Source organism: Micrococcus terreus (genome assembly GCF_900116905.1).
Classification (GTDB): Bacteria; Actinomycetota; Actinomycetes; order Actinomycetales; family Micrococcaceae; genus Citricoccus; species Citricoccus terreus.
Genome location: NZ_FPCG01000006.1, coordinates 157,207 through 179,030, shown reverse-complemented (window position 1 = coordinate 179,030; position 21,824 = coordinate 157,207). Strand labels below are relative to the sequence as shown.

The 21,824-nt window shown below is 70.3% G+C and carries 18 protein-coding genes; 9 read left to right on the top strand and 9 right to left on the bottom strand.

Annotation, left to right across the window (positions count from 1 at the left end; genetic code table 11):
- Positions 1-7: 7 nt before the first annotated feature.
- The 3 genes from BM355_RS08995 to BM355_RS08985 are packed head-to-tail and all read right to left on the bottom strand — an operon-like array spanning position 8 to position 2,263.
- Positions 8-832 (bottom strand): NADPH-dependent F420 reductase, encoded by an 825-nt coding sequence (locus tag BM355_RS08995; protein WP_091697462.1) that lies wholly within the window; start codon positions 830-832, stop codon positions 8-10.
- Positions 829-1,320, bottom strand: a complete 492-nt coding sequence (gene rraA, locus BM355_RS08990) for a ribonuclease E activity regulator RraA (protein ID WP_091697459.1) — start codon at positions 1,318-1,320, stop codon at positions 829-831. Before rraA ends, BM355_RS08995 begins: the two co-directional genes overlap by 4 nt.
- A 49-nt stretch (positions 1,321-1,369) precedes the next feature.
- The gene (locus BM355_RS08985; protein WP_091697543.1) at positions 1,370-2,263 is read right to left on the bottom strand and encodes a fumarylacetoacetate hydrolase family protein; all 894 of its coding nucleotides are present in this window, start codon (positions 2,261-2,263) and stop codon (positions 1,370-1,372) included.
- A gap of 147 nt (positions 2,264-2,410) precedes the next feature.
- Here BM355_RS08985 and BM355_RS08980 point away from each other — a divergent pair, with 147 nt between their 5' ends.
- The 6 genes from BM355_RS08980 to treZ all read left to right on the top strand — a co-directional run bounded on the left by BM355_RS08980 (position 2,411) and on the right by treZ (position 10,482).
- Positions 2,411-3,733: an endonuclease/exonuclease/phosphatase family protein gene (locus BM355_RS08980; protein WP_425435620.1), complete on the top strand. Its 1,323-nt coding sequence runs from the start codon at positions 2,411-2,413 to the stop codon at positions 3,731-3,733.
- A 41-nt stretch (positions 3,734-3,774) separates the two neighbouring features.
- Positions 3,775-4,824, top strand: coding sequence for an aldo/keto reductase (locus tag BM355_RS08975; protein WP_091697456.1), 1,050 nt, complete (start codon positions 3,775-3,777; stop codon positions 4,822-4,824).
- 39 nt (positions 4,825-4,863) lie between these two features.
- A complete protein-coding gene (locus BM355_RS08970; protein WP_143109462.1) occupies positions 4,864-5,340 on the top strand; it encodes a hypothetical protein in 477 nt (158 codons plus the stop codon).
- Between the two features lie 31 nt (positions 5,341-5,371).
- Positions 5,372-5,710, top strand: coding sequence for a hypothetical protein (locus BM355_RS08965; RefSeq protein ID WP_091697451.1), 339 nt, complete (start codon positions 5,372-5,374; stop codon positions 5,708-5,710).
- Between the two features lie 150 nt (positions 5,711-5,860).
- Positions 5,861-8,521, top strand: coding sequence for a malto-oligosyltrehalose synthase (locus tag BM355_RS08960; protein WP_091697449.1), 2,661 nt, complete (start codon positions 5,861-5,863; stop codon positions 8,519-8,521).
- 5 nt (positions 8,522-8,526) lie between these two features.
- Positions 8,527-10,482 carry a malto-oligosyltrehalose trehalohydrolase gene (treZ, locus tag BM355_RS08955; protein WP_245760704.1) on the top strand — a complete coding sequence of 652 codons (1,956 nt, stop codon included), beginning with the start codon at positions 8,527-8,529 and terminating at the stop codon, positions 10,480-10,482.
- 128 nt (positions 10,483-10,610) lie between these two features.
- Here the strand turns inward: treZ and BM355_RS08950 are convergent, their stop codons facing one another.
- Together BM355_RS08950 and BM355_RS08945 are read right to left on the bottom strand one after the other, a co-directional pair.
- Positions 10,611-11,687, bottom strand: coding sequence for an ABC transporter ATP-binding protein (locus BM355_RS08950; protein ID WP_091697444.1), 1,077 nt, complete (start codon positions 11,685-11,687; stop codon positions 10,611-10,613).
- Positions 11,688-11,801: 114 nt separating this feature from the next.
- Positions 11,802-12,821, bottom strand: a complete 1,020-nt coding sequence (locus tag BM355_RS08945) for a LacI family DNA-binding transcriptional regulator (RefSeq protein WP_091697441.1) — start codon at positions 12,819-12,821, stop codon at positions 11,802-11,804.
- 343 nt (positions 12,822-13,164) lie between these two features.
- Here BM355_RS08945 and BM355_RS08940 point away from each other — a divergent pair, with 343 nt between their 5' ends.
- The 3 genes from BM355_RS08940 (at position 13,165) to BM355_RS08930 (ending at position 17,304) form a co-directional block, all read left to right on the top strand.
- On the top strand, positions 13,165-14,487 hold the full coding sequence (locus BM355_RS08940; protein WP_091697438.1) for a sugar ABC transporter substrate-binding protein: 1,323 nt from the start codon (positions 13,165-13,167) through the stop codon (positions 14,485-14,487).
- Positions 14,488-14,599: 112 nt separating this feature from the next.
- Entirely contained in the window at positions 14,600-16,249 is a 1,650-nt protein-coding gene (locus BM355_RS08935; RefSeq protein ID WP_091697435.1) for an ABC transporter permease subunit, read from the top strand.
- A complete protein-coding gene (locus tag BM355_RS08930; RefSeq protein ID WP_245760693.1) occupies positions 16,246-17,304 on the top strand; it encodes a sugar ABC transporter permease in 1,059 nt (352 codons plus the stop codon). The genes BM355_RS08935 and BM355_RS08930 overlap by 4 nt, the downstream gene beginning before the upstream one ends.
- Positions 17,305-17,595: 291 nt before the next feature.
- Here the strand turns inward: BM355_RS08930 and BM355_RS08925 are convergent, their stop codons facing one another.
- The 4 genes from BM355_RS08925 to BM355_RS08910 are packed head-to-tail and all read right to left on the bottom strand — an operon-like array spanning position 17,596 to position 21,810.
- Positions 17,596-18,894 (bottom strand): DUF4032 domain-containing protein, encoded by a 1,299-nt coding sequence (locus tag BM355_RS08925; protein WP_091697432.1) that lies wholly within the window; start codon positions 18,892-18,894, stop codon positions 17,596-17,598.
- Complete coding sequence (locus tag BM355_RS08920; protein ID WP_091697429.1) at positions 18,891-19,571, bottom strand: ATP-binding cassette domain-containing protein; 681 nt, start codon at positions 19,569-19,571, stop codon at positions 18,891-18,893. Before BM355_RS08920 ends, BM355_RS08925 begins: the two co-directional genes overlap by 4 nt.
- Positions 19,559-20,362, bottom strand: coding sequence for a trehalose-phosphatase (gene otsB / locus BM355_RS08915; RefSeq protein ID WP_091697426.1), 804 nt, complete (start codon positions 20,360-20,362; stop codon positions 19,559-19,561). The genes BM355_RS08920 and otsB overlap by 13 nt, the downstream gene beginning before the upstream one ends.
- Positions 20,359-21,810 (bottom strand): alpha,alpha-trehalose-phosphate synthase (UDP-forming), encoded by a 1,452-nt coding sequence (locus tag BM355_RS08910; protein ID WP_245760703.1) that lies wholly within the window; start codon positions 21,808-21,810, stop codon positions 20,359-20,361. The genes otsB and BM355_RS08910 overlap by 4 nt, the downstream gene beginning before the upstream one ends.
- Positions 21,811-21,824: the final 14 nt, after the last annotated feature.

Genomic DNA, 21,824 nt, shown 5'->3' with positions numbered 1-21,824 from the left:
TGCCACGCTACCGATCCTGGGCGGTCCCGTCAGCACTCGGTCCGGCGGCGGAGTGTTCAGCGAGGTCTGCGAGCTCACCGGCGGTCCAGGAACGGTTGAACACCGGGCCTCCGGGCTCCAGGATGACCCCGGCGCGCAGGGAGGGCAGCACCACGGGGTCGAAGCCGAGCGCATCGATCAGGTGCGCCACACGGGAGGCCGCAGGGCCGTCGTCGGAGGCGATGCCCAGCGCACGCCGCTGGTGGGGCACCGTGTGGCTGGAAGTCGGGGGTGCGGAGTCAGCTGCACCCCCGAGTTCCAGCCCCATGTTCGCGGGGTCACCGGAGACGGGCTGGAGCCGGGGCTGGACGCGTTGACCGCCGCCGTCCAGATCCCAGTGGCTGAGGTGGTTCAGGGTCTTGACCACGGTGCTGCCCGGGAAGCGGGCGGCGATCGCCTCGCTGCTGCTGAGTCCGGCCTGCAGGGAGTCTTCGAACCAGTCCGGCAACGGCTCGTCCTCCCAGCGGTTGGTGACGTCCACCAGGAGGACCCCGTCCAGCCACCCCGGATCCACGCTGTCCAGGTCCTCCTGCGGAACCATCAGCACCACGATGCTGAGGCCGTCGGGTCGGCCGGGTCCGCTGCCGCCGGTCTGCTGGCCGATCTGCTCAGCGGCAACGGCCGTGGCTCGGGGCGCGTACTGGGCCAGATGGAACCGCATGGAGGTGGGGGAGCGGGTGGAGGCGATCCACGCCGGGATGCCGGCCCGCTGCAGCGCCCGGGCCAGTGCGGTCCCGGCCCGCCCGGCGCCCAGGATCCCGACGCCGGGCTGCGGGCCTGCGCTCGCGCTCACGGAGTGCTCGTGCCGGGTGCCGGCGTGACCAGGATGCCGTCCTCGTCCGCCCACAGGGTGGCGCCCGGGGTGAACGCCACGCCGCCGAACTCCACCGGGACGTCCACCTCGCCGGCACCGTCCTTGGCGGACTTCCGCGGGTTCGAGCCCAGGGCCTTCACCCCCAGGTCCAGGGTGCGCACCACGGCGCGGTCCCGGATCACCCCGTGGATCACCACACCGGCCCACCCGTTCTCCACGGCCGCCGCCGCGATCAGGTCACCCATCAGTGCCGACTCCAGGGAGCCCCCGCCGTCCACCACCAGCACTGCCCCGTCACCGGGGGAGTTCAGGATCTGCTTGACCAGGCCGTTGTCCCGGTGACAGCGCACCGTGCGCACCGGTCCGGTGAAGCGCGCACGTGCGCCCAAGTCCTGGAACTGCAGGGAGCAGGACTGCAGGGAGGCGTTGGCGTCGAACAGGTCGCAGGTGGTGAACTCAGCGGTCACGGGGACTCCTTGACGTGGTGGGGCAGGGCCAGGCTCCGGTGGCCGGGACTCAGACGACCTCGTTGCGCTGCAGCCCCAGGCCTTCGATCTCGGTCTCCAGGACGTCTCCGGGCACCAGCCAGGGCCGGCGTCCTTCAGCGTTCTTGCGGGCCAGAGCCACCCCGGCGGGCGTGCCGGTGAGGATCAGGTCCCCGGGCAGCAGGGTGACCATGGTGGAGAGGTAGGATACCAGCTTCTCGGGGCCGAACACGAGGTCGTCCGTGGAGTCCTCCTGCATGACCTCGCCGTTCACGCGGGTGATGATCCGGGCCCCGCGCACGACCTCGTCCGGGGTGACCAGCCAGGGTCCCACCGGGGTGGAGTCCTCCCAGGCCTTGCCCTGGGTCCACTCGGTGGTCCGGCCCTGCCAGCCGCGCATGGAGACGTCATTGGACACGGCGTAGCCGGCGATGTGCGCGGCGGCCTGGTCCTCCGGGATGCGCCGTCCGGGCTCTCCGATCACCACGCACAGCTCGCCCTCCCAGTCCAGACGGTGGTCCTCCTGCGGCACCTCCACAGGGTCCTGGGCCCCGGTCAGGGACTGGGCGAACTTGGTGAACACGGTGGGGTGCTCCGGCAGCTCCAGCCCGGTCTCCAGGATGTGGTTGCGGTAGTTCAGGCCGATGCAGAAGACCTTGGTGGGATACGGGATCAGCGTGGCCGGCACCAGATCGGCGGCGTCCAGCACGCGAGCGGGGGCCTCCTCGGCGGCCTCGAGCGCCTGGCGGATCAGCTCGTCCCGATCGGCCGGCGGGGTGGCCAGCACCTCGCCCACATCCGAGAACCCCTCCAGGGGAACCACCTGGGTGGCGCGCTGGCCCTCCACGGCGGTCACCACGGCGGCAAAGGTGGCCCCGGGATCCTGCGGATCGGCACCGGGCTGACGGTAAGTGGCGAGCTTCATGGCACCATCCCACCACATCAGCCACGTCCCGACGACGGCCACGCACCTGCAGAGTTCACCCTCCTGTCACATGGGCGGCGCCAGAGAGGTCTAGGCTCGGGCCGATCCGCGACGGCCGCGGACCCCTGCATCCCCCCGGAGGACCCCATGCGCACACCTCGAGCCACCCGTGTCTCCCGACTGGCCTCGGCTGCCGTGCTGACCGGCGCCCTGACCCTTCCGTTCGCCCTGCCGGCCACCGCGGCAGGCGAGCCGCATGCGCCAGCACCGGCCGCCGTCGGGAAGAATGCCGTCAGGCCCGGTGCAGCCGGGACCGCCGGGAAGGGAGCCTCGATGAGCGAGCAGGCACGGGAGAAGCACACGGTGCGGGTGGCCACCTACAACGCCTCGCTGAACCGCGGGTCCGAGGGGCAGCTGGTGCAGGACCTGTCCACGCGGGACCATGAGCAGGCCCAGAGCATCGCCGAGGTCATCCAGATCAACGACCCGGACATCCTGCTGATCAACGAGTTCGACTACGTGGAGGGCGGACGGGCCGCCGAGCTGTTCCGGGACAACTACCTGGCGGTGGGACAGAACGGGCAGGACCCGGTGGACTACCCGTATCACTACGTGGCCCCGGTGAACACCGGAGTGCCCTCCGGCATGGACCTGAATCAGGACGGGACCGTGGGCGGCGGGGACGACGCCTGGGGCTTCGGACTGTTCCCGGGTCAGTACGGGATGGTGGTGTACTCCAAGTTCCCGATCCTGAAGGAGGACGTGCGCACCTTCCAGCAGTTCCGGTGGAAGGACATGCCGCAGAACCAGATGCCCACGGACTACTACACCCCGGAGCAGCAGGAACGGCTGCGGCTCTCCTCCAAGTCACACTGGGACGTCCCGGTCCAGGTGGGCGGGACCACCGTGCACGTGCTGGCCGCCCACCCCACCCCGCCCAGCTTCGATGGCCCCGAGGACCGGAACGGGCGCCGCAACAACGACGAGATCCGGTTCTGGGCCGACTACGTCACCGGCGGCCAGGAGGCCTCCTACATCTATGACGACGACGGCCGGCACGGTGGTCTGGACCGCGGGGAGCGCTTCGTGATCCTGGGCGACTACAACTCCGATCCGCTGGACGGGGACTCCTACCCGGGGGCGATCGACCAGCTGCTGCAGCACACCCGGGTGCGGGACCCGCAGCAGTCCTCGGCCGGTGGCGCCGAGGCGGCCGTGCGCCAGGGTGGGGCGAACCTGACCCACCGCACCGACCCGCGCCATGACACCGCCGACTTCAACGACGTGCCCTCGCCCGGGAACCTGCGCGTGGACTACGCCCTGCCCTCCCGGAACCTGCCCCTGCGGGACGGCGGCGTGTTCTGGCCGGAGCCGGGCCAGCCCGGGGCCGACCTGACGGGAGAGTACCCGTTCCCCACCTCGGACCACCGCCTGGTGTGGGTGGAGGTGAAGGTCCCCGGCGCGCGCTGAGCCGACAGCGTTCGAGGGGTGGGTTCTGCCATCCTGGGGGCATGACGACGCAGGGAACCGCAGCGATGAACAACGCACTGGAACCGTCCGCCGTGGCGCTGGGCACCGCCGGCTGGGGTGGCGGTTGGGGCGTGGAGCCGCTGGACGACGGCGCCTGGGCGGAGGCCGAGCGCGTGGCGAGTGATGCGCTGGCCGCCGCGCTGGAGGCCGGGATCACCACGGTGGACACCGCGGACATCTACGCGCACGGCCGTTCGGAGCAGACGCTCGGGCGGCTGCTGGCCGCCGACTCTGGGCTGCGCGAACGCATTCGGCTGCAGACCAAGTGCGGGATCATGATCGGCGGCTCCCCGCTGTACGGCGTGGACAGTGCGGCGGCCGTGGAGTCCACCCGGTACCACGGCGGCGCCGATCACGTGCGGCGTGCGGTGACCGACTCTCTGGAGCGGCTGCACACCGACCACGTGGACACCCTGATCATCCACCGCCCGGACCCCCTGACCCGTCCCGAGGAGACCGTGGAGGCCTACCTGGAGCTGGCCTCAGCCGGCTCCGTGGGATCGCTGGGGCTGTCCAACATGGGCGTGGCCTGGGTGCGTCGCTTCGACGACGCCCTGCGTGCGGCCACCGGCGGGGAGGAGGGGATCGCCTGCCTGCAGATCGAACTGGGCCTGCATCACCGCGGGCTCGTGGAGTCCGCCGTGCTGGTCAACCACCCGGACAGCGCCGACCGGGCGGTGGTCGGCGAGGCCGGAGGTCTGGCAGAGCTGTGCGCCGAGAGAGGCATCGCCCTGCAGGCCTGGGGGTCGCTGGGCCAGGGGCGGTACACGCGCGGCACCGAGCAGGCCGCCGACCAGGACCGCGAGGCGGCTGCGGTGGTCGCTGAGATCGCGGGACGGCTCGAGGTCTCCGGAGAGGCAGTGGTGCTGGCCTGGCTGCTGAAGCTGCCGTGGCGGATCCAGCCGGTGGTCGGGACGGTGAACCCGGACCGGCTGCGCGCGGCAGCCCAGGCGCCGGTGGCCGCCGACCGGATGGACTCCCTGGATTGGTACCGACTCTGGACGGCGGCACGCGGCGCGCCCCTGCCCTGACCTGAAACGGACCCTTCGGGGGAGTGGCAGACTGTGAAGGTGATCACCTTCCCGGTCGGCGCGTATCAGCCCGTCGACTTCCAGTCTCCCGTCACCACGCTGTGGGCCGTCGCCGTCCTGCTGGTGGTGGCGCTGCTGGTGTTCGCCCACGCCGCCTGGCGCCGCCGGCATCACCTGCGCTTCGCGGAGCGGACCGGGCGCAACCCGGATCCGAACCTGCTGCGGGATGCCCGGATGGAGCGGATCGTCAGCCTGGGCGTGGCCGCCCTGGCCCTGGTCCTGGCCGGGTTCGCCGCACTCGGGGCCTGGCAGACCCATCAGAACGTCCGCTTCAACCTGGCTGAGAAGTATGGGGTGACGGCAGTGGAGCAGGACGGCTGGACCGGCTCCTTCCTGGTGGCCGACCTGACCTTCGAGGACGGGCGAGTGGAGCCCGGACACCAGGTGTACTTCGAACCGGATGGCGAACCGCTGATCGGCGAGGACATCCTGCCGGAGGTGGCCGGGGGGTCCTGACCCGCCGCTCGGAATGGGCCAGACTGGAGGGATGTATGAATCCCTGGACCTGCAGACGCCCAATGCCGCCCTCTGGATCGGTCTCCTCTTCCTGCTGATCGGTGCGGCCGTCGTCGGGCATGCCGTGTGGCGCCGGAAGCGCTACCGCTCCGGGGTGGACCAGGACTCGCGGTACGCCGGGCCGGACCGGGACGTGGACGCCGGGCGCGAGCGGATCGCCGGGATCGTGATGGTGGTGCTCGGTGCGGTCTCGCTGGGCTACGCCATCTGGGGGATGAACCACGGCCAGGACGTGATGACCCAGAACCTGAACACCAAGTACGGCGTGGAGTCGGTGGAGGGCAAGGGGTGGCGCGGCAATGCCCTGTAGGCGGACCTGACCATGCCGGACGGCACCGTGCACCAGGACGTGACCGTGCTCTTCGGTGAGTCCGGCGAGCCGGATGTGCGCGGTGGGGTGCTCGAGCCGATCCGCTGATGACGGACAGGCCGCCCAGCCGGGCCTGATCTTGCTACCGTTCTGAGGGTGACCACCCCATCGCGTGTCCCCGCCTCCACCTACCGTCTGCAGCTGACCTCCGCGTTCACCCTGGACGACGCCCGGCAGATCCTGCCCTATCTGCGCGATCTGGGCGTGGACTGGCTCTACCTCTCGCCCATGCTCGGTGCGGAGGAGGGCTCCTCCCACGGCTATGACGTGGTGGATCCCACCCTGGTGGACGAGTCCCGCGGCGGCGCCTCCGGTCTGAAGGACCTGGCCGAGGCCGTGCAGGAGGCCGGCGGCGGGATCCTGGCGGACATCGTGCCCAACCACGTGGGCGTGGCCACCCCCAAGGACAACGCCTGGTGGTGGGACATGCTCCAGCACGGGCGCACCTCCAAGTACGCCACCGCGTTCGACATCGACTGGGCCGCCGGCAACGGCCGGATCTCCCTGCCCGTGCTCGGCGACGGCACCGAGGAGGATCCCGAGGCCGAGCTGGCGCACCTGCGGATCGTGGACGGCGAGCTGCACTACTTCGAGAACGTCTACCCCCTGGCGCCCGGCACCGAGGACGCGGCCCGGGCCAGCGTGGAGCAGCACCTGCAGGAGCACCCGGAGGCCGCAGGCGCGGACGAGGAGCGGATCGCCGAGCTGACCGCCCGGGCCGCGCACGACCTCCAGCACTACCAGCTGATGCCCTGGCGCGAGGCCGACGAGAACCTGAACTACCGCCGCTTCTTCGCGGTCAACACCCTGGCCGGTGTGCGGGTGGAGATCCCCCGCGTCTTCGCCGAGACCCACCGCGAGATCCTGGCCTGGGTGCGGGACGGACTGGTGGACGGGCTGCGCGTGGACCACCCGGACGGGCTGGCGGACCCGGGCGGCTACTTCGAGAACCTGCGTCAGGCCACCGGGGGGATCTACCTGCTGGGGGAGAAGATCCTCGAGCCCGGTGAACGCCTGCCGGCCACCTGGCCGATCGACGGCACCACCGGTTACGACGCCCTGGGCGAGGTGGACCGCGTTCTGGTGGACCCCACCGGCATCCCTGCGCTGGACGAGGCCGCCGGGCGGCTGGGCGGCTGGGACGGCCAGCCCGCGGAGCAGGTCTGGACGGACCTGATCCATGACACCAAACGCGCCGTGGCGGACGGCATGCTGCGCTCGGAGGTGGAGCGCCTGGCCCGGCTGGTCCCCGGCATCCTGCCGGAGATTCCCGACGACGGCCACCACGGCGTGGGTGCCCAGCTCACCGACGCCTCCGGACTGAGCACCCAGACAGACCGCCCCGCTGACCATGAGTCCGGTGAGCACGAGGAACCCGCCGAGCGCCACCCCGGTGGGGATGACCGCGTGCAGGACGCGATCGCCGAACTGCTGGCCTGCTTCCCGGTGTACCGCTCCTACCTGCCCACCGGTCAGGCGCACCTGGCGGAGGCCGAGCAGGAGGCGCGGCGCCGCCGTCCGGATCTGGCCGATGCGCTCGACGCCCTGATGCCGCTGCTCTCCGACCCGGACCACCCCGTGGCTGAGCGGTTCCAGCAGACCTCCGGCATGGTGATGGCCAAGGGCGTGGAGGACACCGCCTTCTACCGGTACACGCGCCTCTCCTCCCTCAACGAGGTGGGCGGCGATCCGTCCGATGCGGTCTGGACCCTGGAGGACTTCCACGCCGCCCAGGCCGCGCGACTGGCCCAGCAGCCCCGCTCCATGACCACCCTGTCCACCCACGACACCAAGCGCAGCGAGGACGTGCGGGCCCGGATCGACGTCCTCTCGGAGATGGCCGAGGACTGGACCGCCACCCTGGACCGGCTGCGCGAGCTGGCCCCCCTGGGCGACGGTCCGTTCGAGAAGCTGCTGTGGGAGACCGTGATCGGCGCCTGGCCCACGGACGGCACCGCCCTGGAGACCGAACGGCTGGCCGACTACGCCCTCAAGGCCGCCCGCGAGGCCTCCACCCGCACCACCTGGACCGAGCCGGACGAGGAGTTCGAAGGACGCATCACCGCTCTGGCCGAACAGGCCACCGGGACCGGGGAGCTGCGCGATCTGGTGCAGGCCACGGCCGACCGGATCGCCGTGGCCGGTGTGGTCAACCAGGTCTCCATGAAGCTGATCCAGCTGACCATGCCCGGTGTCCCGGACGTCTACCAGGGCACCGAGGTCCCGTTCCCCACCCTGGTGGATCCGGACAACCGGCGCCCCGTGGACTTCCGCGAACGCCAGATGCTGCTCGAGCGTCTGGACGCCGGCGCCGAACCGGTGTTCCCCACCCGGACAGCGGCCGATGCCGAGGATGACTCCGCCGGGACCGTGGACCCCACCGAGCTGACCGAGTACGCCGCCGGCCTGAAGATGCTCGTCACCTCCCGCGCCCTGCGCAGCCGCCGGGACCACCCTGAGCGCTACACCCGCTACCAGGAGCTGGACGTCTTCGGAGAAGCCGCCGACCACCTGGTCGCCTTCTCCCGGGGCGGGAGCATCACCCTGGCCACCCGGCACCCGCTGGGACTGGACGCCCGTGGCGGATGGGGAGAGACCGTCGTCGTGCTGCCCCGCCAGCCCATGGTGGACCTGATCACCGGGCGCCGCTTCGGCGGGGCCTTCACCGACGGCACCACCCGGATCGCTGACCTGTTCGAGAGACACCCCGTGGCACTGCTGGTGCCGGAGGAAGGACCGACCCGCCTGTGAACCCTGTGGACCGACCGGATGTGAACACCGCCGACCACCGCACCAACCCGGCTCCCACCGTGCCGTACGCGGTGTGGGCGCCGAACGCGCAGGACGTGGACCTGCTGCTGCTCAACGAGACCCCCGGTGCCCGTCACGGCGGGCAGGACCGCTGGGCGGGAGCCACGCCGCACGCCATGGAGCCGGCCGGCGGCGGCTGGTGGGTGCCCTCACAGGCGCTGCTGGACCTCTACGCTCCAGGCGGGCCGCAGGAGGGGCAGAACCCGGGCTACGGCTACTGCCTGGACGGAGAGGGGCCGTACCCGGATCCGCGCTCGCGGTGGCAGCCGGACACCGTGCACGGGCCCTCGCGCCGGGTGGACCTGGACGCCATCGAACGCTCCGAACGGGCTCGTCAGCCGTGGGGCGGACGGCCGCTGCAGGGCGCCGTGGTCTACGAGCTGCACCTGGGGACCTTCACCGAGGCCGGGACCCTGGACGCGGCTGTTGAACGGCTCCCGCATCTGGTGGAGCTGGGGATCACCCACGTGGAGCTGCTGCCGGTCAACACCTTCGGCGGGGACCACAACTGGGGCTATGACGGCGTGGGCTGGTTCGCGGTGGACGCCTCCTACGGAGGGCCGGAGGCCTACCTGCGGTTCGTGGACGCCTGCCATGCCGCCGGGTTGGCCGTGCTGCAGGACGTGGTCTACAACCACCTGGGGCCGAGCGGGAACTACCTGCCGCAGTTCGGCCCCTACCAGTACGCCGGCGGCACGGACTGGGGTGATGCCCTGAACCTGGACGGGCCCGGCTCGGACGAGGTGCGCCGGTACATCCTGGACAACGTGCGCATGTGGCTGGAGGACTACGGCGTGGACGGGCTGCGGCTGGACGCGGTCCATGCGCTCGCGGACACCCGGGCCGTGCACCTCCTCGAGGAGATCGCCGCGTTGGCCGATCAGCTCTCCGCCGAGCAGGGCCGCCCGCTGACCGTGGTGGCCGAGTCGGACCTGAACGACCCGATCATGTTCACGCCGCGCCCGGAGGGTGGCCGTGGTGCCGCGGGCGGCTATGGGCTGAGCGGGCAGTGGTCGGATGACCTCCACCATGCCCTGCACGTGGCGCTGACGGGTGAGACAGACGGCTACTACGCGGACTTCGAGCCACTGTCCGCCCTGGCCAAGGTCCTGAACCAGGGCTTCTTCCACGACGGCACGTACTCCTCGTTCCGCAACCGCCATCACGGGCGTCCGCTGGCCGATGACACCCCGGCGCATGCACTGGTGGTCTTCGCCCAGAACCACGACCAGATCGGCAACCGCGCCGCCGGCGACCGGCTGAGCCAGTCCCTGTCCGAGGGGCGTCTGGCCGCGGCCGCCGCACTGCTGTTCGCCGGCCCGTTCACCCCCATGCTGTTCATGGGGGAGGAGTGGGCGGCGAGCACCCCCTGGGCGTTCTTCACCGCGCACCGTGAGCCGGAGCTGGGCGTGGCCGTCACCGAGGGGCGCCGCCGCGAGTTCTCCCGCATGGGCTGGGACCTCGAGGCCGTCCCGGACCCCCAGGACCACGCCACATTCGAGGCCGCCACGCTGGACTGGAACGAGGTGGGAGAGGGCAGGCACGCCCGGATCCTCCAGCTGCACCGGGACCTGGCTCGTCTCCGCGCAGAGTTCCCCGAGCTGACCGACCCCGACCTGCGCACCACCTTCGCCACCGTGGACGAGTCCGCCCGGCACGTGCGCCTGGACCGCGGACTGCCCGCGCGCAGCGGCCTGGACGCCGAGGCGGCACCGGGACAGTCCGGAACCGTGGTGCTGCTGGTGGCACTCGGGGATCAGCCCCTGCAGATCCCTGAGGAGCTGAGCGGATACCGCCTCCTGGCCGGCCACCACGACGACGGCCCCGTCACCTCGCACGGCGAGGGCGGTTCAGCGCCCCGTCAGGTCCCTGCCCCGGGCTTCGTGCTCCTGGCCCGGTAGAGGCCCCTCGCCCCTATCCCCGTTGAGCCAGAAGCAGTGGTGGGCATGGTCTCCCATGCCCACCACTGCTTCTGGATCAACGTCAGGGCAGGCGGGCGTGGGGATGAGGCCCCCACGCTCCGCCCACATCAGACGTTCAGGCGCTCACCGGTCTCAGCGTGGAAGAGGTGCACGCGCGACTGCTCGGGGGTCACGTGCACCAGGGAGCCCTTCTCCGGGGCGGTGTAGCCCGCGGTGCGCAGGGTGATCAGCTTCTCCTCGCCGCCGATCTCCGCGTGGCCGTACACGTAGGCGTCCGCGCCGAGCTCCTCCACGGTGTCCACCTCCACGGGGAGCCCGCCGTCCTGGGAGATCACCAGGTTCTCCGGGCGCACGCCCAGGTCCAGCTCGGAGCCGGCGCCGGAGAGCACCTCCCGCTCCACCGGGATCACCGCGGAGCCCCACTGCACGCCGGACTCGGTGACCGGCATCCGGAAGATGTTCATGGCGGGGGAGCCGATGAACCCGGCCACGAAGGAGTTCTTGGGCTTCTCGTACAGGTTGCGCGGGGTGTCCACCTGCTGCAGGTAGCCGTCCTTGAGCACGGCCACGCGGTCGCCCATGGTCATCGCCTCGGTCTGATCGTGGGTGACGTAGACGGTGGTGGTGCCCAGGCGGCGGGTCAGCTGGGCGATCTGCGCGCGGGTCTGCACGCGCAGCTTCGCGTCCAGGTTGGACAGCGGCTCGTCCATCAGGAACACCTGCGGGTCACGCACGATCGCCCGGCCCATGGCCACACGCTGACGCTGACCGCCGGAGAGCGCCTTGGGCTTGCGGTCCAGGTAGGCCTCCAGGTCCAGCAGCTTGGCGGCCTCCTCGACCCGACGGCGGCGCTCATCGGCAGGGATGCCGGCGATCTTCAGGGCGAAGCCCATGTTGTCCGCCACGGTCATGTGCGGGTAGAGCGCGTAGTTCTGGAACACCATGGCGATGTCCCGGTCCTTGGGGTCCACGTCGGTGACGTCGCGGTCCCCGATGAAGATCCGCCCGGCGGAGAGCTCCTCGAGTCCGGCGAGCATGCGCAGCGAGGTGGACTTGCCGCAGCCGGAGGGGCCCACGAGCACCAGGAACTCGCCGTCGGCGATCTCCAGGTTCAGCCCGTCCACGGCGGGCTTGGGCGCGTTGGGGTACTGGCGGGTGGCGTTGTTGAAGGTGACGGTGGCCATGATGGCGGTCCTTTCACGGGCAGGTACGTGCCCGACGATCCGTAGTGAAAGCTGACAGATGGAACAGATGGAACAGATGAAACGGGTGGGACAGCTGGTACAGATGCGCCCGGCCTAGGGCGGTCCGGTGCTCTCTCGCTGGCGGAGGGCCAGATGGTGAGAGATCCGTTGAGGTGCCCGGCCGCCGTCGAGGGCCTCCAGCACCAGCCGGGCCGCGCGGCGGCCCTGGTCCACGGGGGACTGGTCCACCGTGGACAACCCCAGCCGGGCGGTGTCCGGGTGGCCGTCCACACCCATGATGGAGAGATCGCCCGGGACGCTCAGGCCCAGGGAGAGGGCGGCCATGTACGCGCCGATCGCCATCTCATCGGAGATGCACAGCACAGCGGTGGGGCGGTGCTGCGGGTCGGAGAGCAGCTCACGGACCTGGTGGTAGGCGCCTCCGGTGGTGAAGTCGGCGTTGATCATCCAAGGTGCGGGGACCTGCAGGCCTGCCCGGGCCATGGACTGCAGGAACCCGCGCGTGCGCTCGGTGCTGACCTGGAACTCGATGTCCTCGTCCACCCGCCCCAGGTAGGCGATCTCCCGGTGTCCCAGGTCCAGCAGATGCTGCGTGGCCATCCGGGCCAGGCCCGCGTGGTCCACCTGCAGGGCGGTGAACCACTCCGGGAGCGACTCCTGAGTGCTGATCCGCCCGCCCACGGCCACCAGCGGGCGGCCCAGGCGTTCCATCCCGGCCAGTTCGGAGGCGCTGAGCTTGAAGGAGACCGTGATCAGTCCGTCCAGGCGCCGGCGGTGCAGCAGGTCAGAGAAGATCGTGGTGCGGTGGTCCGGTGACTGGCCGGCGTCGTAGAGGGTGAGGTCATAGCCGCGGTCCACCAGTTCGTGCGCCGCCCCCTCGAGCACGGCGGCGAAGAACCAGCGGTGCACGGTGGGGGTCACCAGGCCGACGTTCCGGGTGCGCCCGGAGGCCAGGGAGGCGGCGTCGGAGTCGGCCACATAGCCCAGGGCCTGGGCGGCCTCGAGGACGCGCTGGCGGGTGGCCGGAGCCACAGATCCACTGCCGGTCAGGGCGCGCGACGCCGTGGCAGTGGAGACCCCTGCCATGCGTGCGACGTCTTTGATCCCGGCCATCTCGGTGCGGTGGGCCCTTCCTCATGCAGCTGGTGCGCCCGTGGGTGGGGGCGCGCCCCTGCGCAGGCAGGGGACTCCGCACAGTGTAGGCCCAACCCGCGTCAGAATGGAAGCGTTTCCATCAGGCGCCGGACCGCCCAGTTGCACGCTGGAGCGGCGATGAGAAGCAGGGTTGGTGAGGTCTGGACGGACACTGTGGAAGCGTTTACACTCACAGGAGTCGAACTGACTGTTCCAGGCCGCAACGGTGCGGCGACTGCCTCTGGCACCGCCCGCCGAGCGGCTGCACGGTGTGCCACAGCCTGTGACACACCCCGTGCAACAGCACCGTGAAAGGTAGACCATGAAGGCGAAGACACTCGGCGGAGCCCCCCGCCGCACCCTGACCCTGGCCGCCACGGCGGCCTTCTCCGCGCTGGCCCTGACCGCCTGCGGCGGCGGCACCGGCGGCGGAGCCTCCTCCTCGGCCCCGGCCGGCTCCCCGAGCTCCTCTCCCTCGGCGTCCCAGGACCTGACCGAGGGCGGCTCCTCCACCATCACCATGTGGGTGGACCAGAACCGTCAGAAGCCGCTGGAGCCCATCGTCAAGAAGTTCCAGGAGGACACCGGCATCACCGTCAACCTGACGGTCAAGGACAACTCCAAGATGCGTGATGACTTCATCACCCAGGCTCCCACCGGCAAGGGCCCGGACGTGATCGTCGGCGCCCACGACTGGATCGGCGCGCTGGTGCAGAACGGTGCCATCGAGCCCGTCGAGCTGGGTGACAAGGCCTCGGAGTTCTCCGAGACCTCTGTGCAGGCCGTGACCTACGAGGGTCAGACCTGGGGCGTGCCCTACTCGGTGGAGAACCTGGCGATCCTGCGCAACACCGAGCTGGTCGACTCCACCCCGGAGACCTTCGACGAGATGCTCGCCGAGGGCCAGAAGGCCGTGGACGCCGGCGAGGCCAAGTACCCGTTCGTGGTGGGCCTGGACCCGGTCAACGGCGACCCGTACCACCTGTACCCGTTCCAGACCTCGATGGGTGCCCCCGTGTTCGAGCAGGCTGAGGACGGCTCCTACGACGTCTCCCAGCTGGCCATGGGTGGGGAGGCCGGCACGGCCTTCGCCGAGAAGCTCGCTGAGTACGGCACCGAGGGTGAGGGTGTGCTGAACCCGAACATGACCGCGGACATCGCCAAGGAGCAGTTCAACAAGGGCGATGCCGCCTACTTCATCTCCGGTCCGTGGAACGTGGACGGCGCTGAGGAGGCCGGCATCGACTTCGCCGTCGATCCGATCCCGAGCATGGGCGAGGAGGACGCACAGTCCTTCGTGGGCGTGAACGCCTTCTTCGTCTCCGCTGAGTCCCAGAACAAGCTGGCCGCCAACGAGTTCGTGGTCAACTACCTCTCCAGCGAACAGGCCCAGGACGCGCTGTACGAGGAGGGCAAGCGCCCGCCGGCACTGACCGCCTCCTTCGACAAGGCCTCCTCTGACGAGGTCATCAAGGCCTTCGGCGAGATCGGCGAGAACGGCGTGCCCATGCCGACCGCACCGGAGATGGGAGCCGTCTGGGAGTTCTGGGGCGGCGCCCAGATGAAGATCATCAAGGGCGAGGGCGATCCGGCCCAGACCTGGGAGAAGATGGTCTCCGACATCGAGGGCAACCTCGAGAAGTGACACTCTGAGTCAGCACGGCCCGGTGTCCTGTCCACGGCAGGGCGCCGGGCCGAGCGGCTCACCACGGAACGCACCACACCGAGCGCAGGCCCACCGGGCCGGATGAGGGACCATGAGTTCGCTGTCATCGACGCCGAGCACCGCCGGCGCGCACACCCCTGACACCGCCACCGGCGAGTCGGGCACCCAGCCCGGGGGCCGTCGTCGTGGTCTGGGAGGCGCCTCAAAGCGCGGACCGGACGGCATGGGCGGCACGCTGTCCAAGATCATCCTGCTGGGACTGGTGGACGCCTTCGCGGTGTTCGTGATGTTCCAGCTGGTGGCCAACGAGGACTGGCTGGTCTTCGGTGTCTGGCTGGCCGTGACCCTGGTGATCAACTGGATCTACCTGCGCAGGGGAGGGCTGCCCGCCAAGTACCTGGCCCCCGGCCTCTTCTTCCTGGCTCTGTTCCAGGTGTTCGTGGTCCTGTACTCCTCCTACATCGCCTTCACCAACTACGGTGACGGGCACAACTCGGACAAGTCCGCGGCGATCGAGGCCATCCAGCGCTCGGCCACCGTGCGCGTGCCGGACTCGCCGACCTATGACGCCACCCTGCTGGAGCAGGGAGGGGACCTGTTCCTGCTCACCACCCAGGACGGGCAGGCCATGATCGGCGGCGCGGACATGCCACTGGAGCCGGTCGAGGCCCAGATGGAGGGGGATCAGCCCACCGGTGTGGAGGGCTTTAGCACCCTGAACTTCTCCGACCTGCTCTCCCGGCAGCAGCAGGTGGGGGAGCTGCAGGTGCCGCTGAGCGATGATCCCGCGGACGGCACCCTGCGTACTCAGGACGGCTCCCGGGCCTACGTCTACTCCCCGCGGCTGGCCTACGACGAGGCCGCTGACACCTTCACCGACTCCGAGGACGGCACCGTCTACCGGGACAACGGGGAGGGCCAGTTCGCCGCCGAGGACGGACGCACCCTGCAGACCGGCTGGCAGGTGTTCGTGGGCACCGAGAACTTCGAACGGGCCATCACCGACCCCGAGCTGCGCGACCCGCTGATCCGGGTGTTCTTCTGGACCTTCGCCTTCGCCATCCTCAGTGTGGCCACCACCTTCGTGCTGGGCCTGCTGCTGGCGATCACCTTCAACCGGGCCACCTTGAAGGGCAAGGCGGTCTACCGGGTGCTGATGATCCTGCCCTACGCGTTCCCGGCGTTCCTCTCCGGCCTGGTCTGGTCCGGACTGCTCAACCCCGAGTTCGGCTACATCAACAACACCTTCTTCGGCGGGGCGGAGATCCCGTGGCTGACCGACCCGTGGCTGGCCAAGGTCTCGGTGCTGATCGTGAACCTGTGGCTGGGCTTCCCCTACATGTTCCTGGTGACCACCGGCGCCCTGCAGTCCCTGCCGGAGGACGTGGACGAGGCCGCCAAGATGGACGGCGCCGGGGCCTGGCGGATCTTCCGCTCGATCAAGCTGCCGCTGCTGCTGGTCTCGGTGGCACCGCTGCTGATCTCCTCGTTCGCGTTCAACTTCAACAACTTCAACATCATCTACATGCTGACCGGCGGTGGCCCCCGGTTCGACGACACCACCTTGAACATCGGCGCCACCGACATCCTGATCACCGTGGTCTACAAGACCGCGTTCTCCGGAGTGGGCCGTGACTACGGCCTGGCCTCGGCGCTGTCGATCGTGATCTTCCTGATCGTGGCGACCATCTCGGCCATCAGCTTCAACCGCACCAAGGCGCTGGAGGAGATCGACTCGTGAGCACCCCCATGAACCCCTCAGAGCGTCCCGACGACGGCTCCGTCACCGCCGGCGGCAAGGTCCCCTCCCCGGTGGCGGCCGGCGGCACCGAGCCTGCCGTGGCCCCGACTCCCACGGGCGGCGGGATCGCCGCGGCCCTGGCCCAGCAGGAGAAGGATCCCATCCGCTGGGACACGGACGGGCCCTCGGGCTCGCAGCGGACCTACGGCAAGTGGTTCCGGCAGGACGGCTGGCGGCACATCGTGGGCATCCTGGCCAGCGCGTTCTCGCTGTTCCCGCTGCTCTACGTGCTCTCAGCCTCCCTGGACCCCACCGGCACCATGGCCGGGTCCAACGACCTGTTCAGCTCCTTCAGCACCCAGAACTACGTGGACCTGTTCAATGACCCCTCCCGCCCCTATGCGCGCTGGTTCGTGAACACCCTGATCATCGGGCTGGTCACCGCGTTCCTGACCGTGTTCCTGGGCGCGCTGGCGGCCTATGCGTTCTCCCGCATGCGGTTCAAAGGCCGCCGCGTGGGACTGCTGACCCTGCTGCTGGTGCAGATGTTCCCGCAGCTGCTGGCCGTCGTCGCGATCTTCCTGCTGCTGTCCTACATCGGGGACATCGTCCCGGCACTGGGCATCGGCTCGCAGCTGGGCCTGATCCTGGTCTACCTGGGCGGGGCACTGGGCGTGAACACGTACCTGATGTACGGCTTCTTCAACACCGTGCCGCAGTCCCTGGATGAGGCCGCGAAGCTGGACGGGGCCTCGCACGTGCAGATCTTCTTCTCGATCATCCTGCGCCTGGTCACCCCCATCCTGGCCGTGGTGGGACTGCTGTCCTTCATCTTCACGGTCTCGGAGTTCGTGATCGCCTCCGTGGTGCTGACGGACCCGAGCACCCAGACCCTGGCCGTGGGCCTGTACGGCTACGTCTCGGAGACCCGCTCGGAGAACTGGGGCGTGTTCGCCGCCGGCGCGGTGCTGGCCGCCCTGCCGGTGATGGCCCTGTTCCTGTTCCTGCAGAAGTACATCGTCTCCGGGCTGACCGCTGGCGGCGTGAAGGGCTGACCCAGGCCAGCTCCACGAGGACGGACTCAGGCGCTCCATGGACGGCATGGGGCGCCTGATCCGCGTTCTGGCCGCGGTGACCGGGTGATTCTCAGTGCACCGGCCGTGGCGACGAATCCCTGATGCACGTGTCGTCGCACCGGCCAGATGGGGTGCACGATGTGGTGCTGTGCGGCGTCTTTCTGGACGAGAAGTGCAGCACAGAACTGCCGCTCGACGAGGACTGCACCAGAGTTCCCCGGGGCAGGGGCCAGCAGCCACTGGACGGCGGACAGCACGCAGCTCGGGCGCTCAGTCGTCCCGGCTCGGATTCGGCTCCTGGTCTGAGGAAACGGCCCGGAGCATCGTGGTGGTGGGGTGCAGGATCACGGCGTCCTCGTCCCGGCGGTTGCGCAGCACCTGGTCCACATAGGTGCTCAGCGCCTCCTGCAGGGGCACCTCGCGGGACTGCTCTTCGGAGAGGTACCAGCGGTGCTCCAGCAGCTGGTGCATCACCTCGGCGGGCTCGAGCTTGAGGGAGAGCTCCCGGGGGATCGCCCGGACCACCGGTTCGAACACCTCGGAGGTCCACAGGTGGGCGGACTCGTGCTCGTCCATCTCCGGGTGGTGGACCATCCGGAACTCGTCGATGTCCCGCAGCAGCCGCCGCGCCTGGTTCTCCTGCACGTCCAGCCCGGTCAGCCCCATCAGTCGCCGGTGATGGTGCCCGGGGTCCACCACCTTGGGCTGCAGGACCAGCTCGCTGCCGTCTGCGGTGGAGCGGATGGCGAACTCCTCCACATCGAATCCGAGGTCGTTCAGGCGCCGGATCCGCTCCTCCACGCGCCACCGTTCGTCCGCGGAGAAGGAGAGGTCCCCGGTGAGCTCATCCCACAGCCGCCGGTAGGCGTCCAGGATCCGTTCGGAGGTGGCCAGCGGGTCCACCTCCGGTTCGATGAATCCGCCGTTCATCAGGTCCATCAGCTCCCCGGCGATGTTCACCCGGGCGATCTCCAGGTCGTGCTCGCGCTGTCCACGAGAGAGGGAGGGGTGCAGCTCGCCGGTCTCGGCGTCCACCAGGTAGGCGGCGAAGTCCCCGGCGTCTCGGCGGAACAGGGTGTTGGAGAGGGAGACGTCCCCCCAGTAGAACCCCTCCAGGTGCAGCTGGACCAGCAGCAGGGCCAGGGCGTCCACCAGGCGGGTGAGGGTGTCCTGACGCAGCTTCTGGGAGAACACGGCGCGGTAGGGCAGGGAGAAGCGCAGGTGGCGAGTGACCAGCATGGTCGGCAGCGGCTCCCCGGAGGCGTCCACGCGGCCGCTGACCACCGCCAGCGGTTCGACGCAGGGCACGTCCAGGCGCTCCAGGCGGCGCAGCAGGTTGTACTCCCGGCGCGCGTTGGCCTCGGTGGTCTCCTTGACCGCGACGACGGCCCCCGCCAGATGTGCGAACCGCACCACATGCCGGGAGATGCCTCGGGGCAGGGCGGCCAAGTACTGCTCGGGCCAGTCCTCCAGGGCCACGTCCCAGGGCAGCGTGAGCAGCTCGGCCGAGCCCGCGGCGGTGCCCAGGTCCGCGGCCGAGGTGATGTCCAGTCCGCGCAGCGTGCTCATGGACGGTCCTCTCTGTGGTCGTTCGTCCCAGGATGCAGGCGTCCGTGGTCCAGGGTCCAGAGCGTGTCTGCCGCCGCCCGCACCGGGGCGGGGTCCGTGCAGGCCATCAGCGTGGTCACATCCAGGTGGCGGGCCAGGGTGCCGATCAGCTCGGCGGTGGCGTCCACCAGCTCGGGGGAGAGGGCCACGAGCGGATCGTCCATCAGCAGCACGGTGGGACGGCGGACCATGGCCCGGGCCAGGGCCACCTGCTGACGCTGGGGTCCAGTGATCTGGTCCGGGTGCAGGTCCAGCGCCTCGGTCAGCCCCAGCACCTCGGCGGCATAGCGGACCCGCTCCTGCAGCTCGGTCTCGGCCACACCGGCCACGCGCAGGGCGAAGGCCATGTTCTCCTGCACGCTCAGGTGCGGATACAGGGCGTAGTGCTGCATCACCAGCACGGCGCCGCGGTCCTGGGCCGAACGGGCGGTGACATCCTCCCCGCCGATCCAGACGCTCCCGGAGCTGGCCTCCTCCTGGCCGCCGGCCACGCGCAGCAGCGTGGACTTGCCGCTGCGTTCGGGCCCGCAGACCACGGTGAAGTGACCGTGCGGCACCTCCAGGTCCACCTCGTCCAGCGCGGGCTCGGACGCGGTGGGGAACCGGACGGTCACCTGGCGCAGGCTCAGGCTCGCCACTGGGCCACCGCCTGAAGCACCCCCGCCAGAGCCTGCGGCCCAGCGATCCGGAACGGAGCCGCCGTCGGGCCCTGCCCCACCTTGATGCCCACGTCCACACCGGGACGCAACCGTGCGAAGCCGGCCTCATCGGTGACATCGTCCCCGGCGAAGAGCACCGCGTCCGCGCCGGTGGTCTGCCGCAGCAGCTCCAGCCCCTGCCCCTTGTCGGCGCGGACCACGGAGGTCTCCAGCACGGCCTTGCCGTGGCCCACCGTGATCTCTGGATGCTCGCCCGCCAGCGTGGTCAGGGCCGTCTCGGCCGTCCCGACGACGTCACGCGCCTGGGCAGGATCGCTCACCTGGCGCACGTGCAGGACGCGGCCCGCCGGCTTGTGCTCCACCCAGCTGCCCGGGACGGTGGCGGAGAGGGACTCGAGGGTACGCTCGGCGGCTGCGAGGGCTGCCTGCTGGGTGTCCGTGAGGATCAGCGGCGGGGCATCCGGGCCGAGGCGACGCTCAGCGCCGTGCGAGCCGATCAGTAGCGTCGCGGCCGGGGGAGCGGCCACGGCGGTGAGGGACTCCAGGGCGCGGCCGGAGACCAGTGCGGTGTGCACCCCGGCCAGACCGGTCAGGGACGCCAGGGCGTGGGCGTTCTCCGGCAGCGGGCAGGCGTCCTCGGCACGGTCCACCAGCGGGGCCATCACGCCGTCGAAGTCCAGGGCCACCAGGACGGTGCGGTGATCCGCGAAGGACCGCAGGGCCGATCCCAGCTCCGGTTCCAGGGCGGGCTGCACGCCGTTGCCGGTCATGCGGTCCCCGTGCCCAGGCGCTCCAGGAACTCCTTGGACCACCGGTTCACATCATGCGTGGCGATCTGACGGCTCATGGTGCGCATCCGGCGGGTGGCCTCCTTGGTGTCCATCTCCACGGCCTGCATGATGGTGTCCTTCAGACCGTCGATGTCATGGGGGTTGACCAGCAGGGCCTGCTTGAGCTGGTCGGCCGCACCGGCGAACTCGGAGAGGACCAGCACGCCGCTGTGAGCGGCACCGGCGCCGCGGACCGCCACGTACTCCTTGGCGACCAGGTTCATCCCGTCCCTCAGTGCGGTGACGAGCATGACGTCCGCGGCCAGGTACAGGGCCACCATCTCCTCGATCGGATAGGCGTGGTGCAGATAGCGGATGGCGGTGTGGCCCATGGTGTCGTAGGTGCCGTTGAGCCGGCCCACGGCCAGCTCGATGTCCTCGCGCAGCTGGCGGTAGGAGTCCACGCGCTCGCGGGAGGGGCTGGCCACCTGCACCAGGCAGGCACGGTCCACGGTGAGCCGCCCGTCGTCCAACAGCTCGCCGAAGGCCTTGATCCGGTGCCGGATGCCCTTGGTGTAGTCCAGCCGGTCCACCCCGAGCAGGATGGTCTGCGGGTTGCCCAGGTCCTGACGGATCTGCCGGGCCCGTTCCTGGACCTGGGGGTCGGCGGCCAGCTGGCGCAGGGGGGTGGTGTCGATCGAGATGGGGAAGGCCTCGGCCCGCACGGTGCGCGAGGTCTGGTCCTGCTCCACCTCGACCTGGCCGCTGCGGAAGGCGTATCCGCCGTACCGTTTGGCCACGCGGTGGAAGTTCGCCGCGTCCGATGTCCGCTGGAAGCCCAGCAGGTCCGCCCCCATCAGCCCCTCCACGACCTCCCGCCGCCACGGCAGCTGGGCGAAGATCTCCAGGGGTGGGAACGGGATGTGGTTGAAGAATCCGATCCGCAGATCCGGCCGCAGCGTGCGCAGCAGGGCCGGCACGAGCTGGAGCTGGTAGTCCTGCACCCAGACGGTGGCGCCCTCGGCGGCGGTGGCCGCAGCGGCCTCGGCGAAGCGCACGTTCACCCGGCGGTAGGCGTCCCACCACTGGCGGTGGAACTCCGGCGGGGCGATGACATCGTGGTAGAGCGGCCACAGAGTGGCATTGGAGAAGCCCTCGTAGTAGTCCTGGACCTCGTCCGCGCTCAAGGCGACCGGGACCAGGTGCATCTGATCGTGGTCGAAGGGCTCGAGCTCCTCATCGGGGGCGCCGTTCCAGCCCACCCAGGCGCCGTCCATCCGCGCCATGATCGGTGCCAGCGCCGTGACGAGGCCACCGGGGGAGCGGCGCCAACTGGCCGTGCCGTCGTCGTGGGTGACGCGGTCCACCGCCAGGCGATTGGCCACCACCACCAGGTCGTAGCCCTGGTCGGGCGGATCCTGGCGGTGGAGCCGGCCGAGCCGCGGCAGGGTGCCGGTGGCCG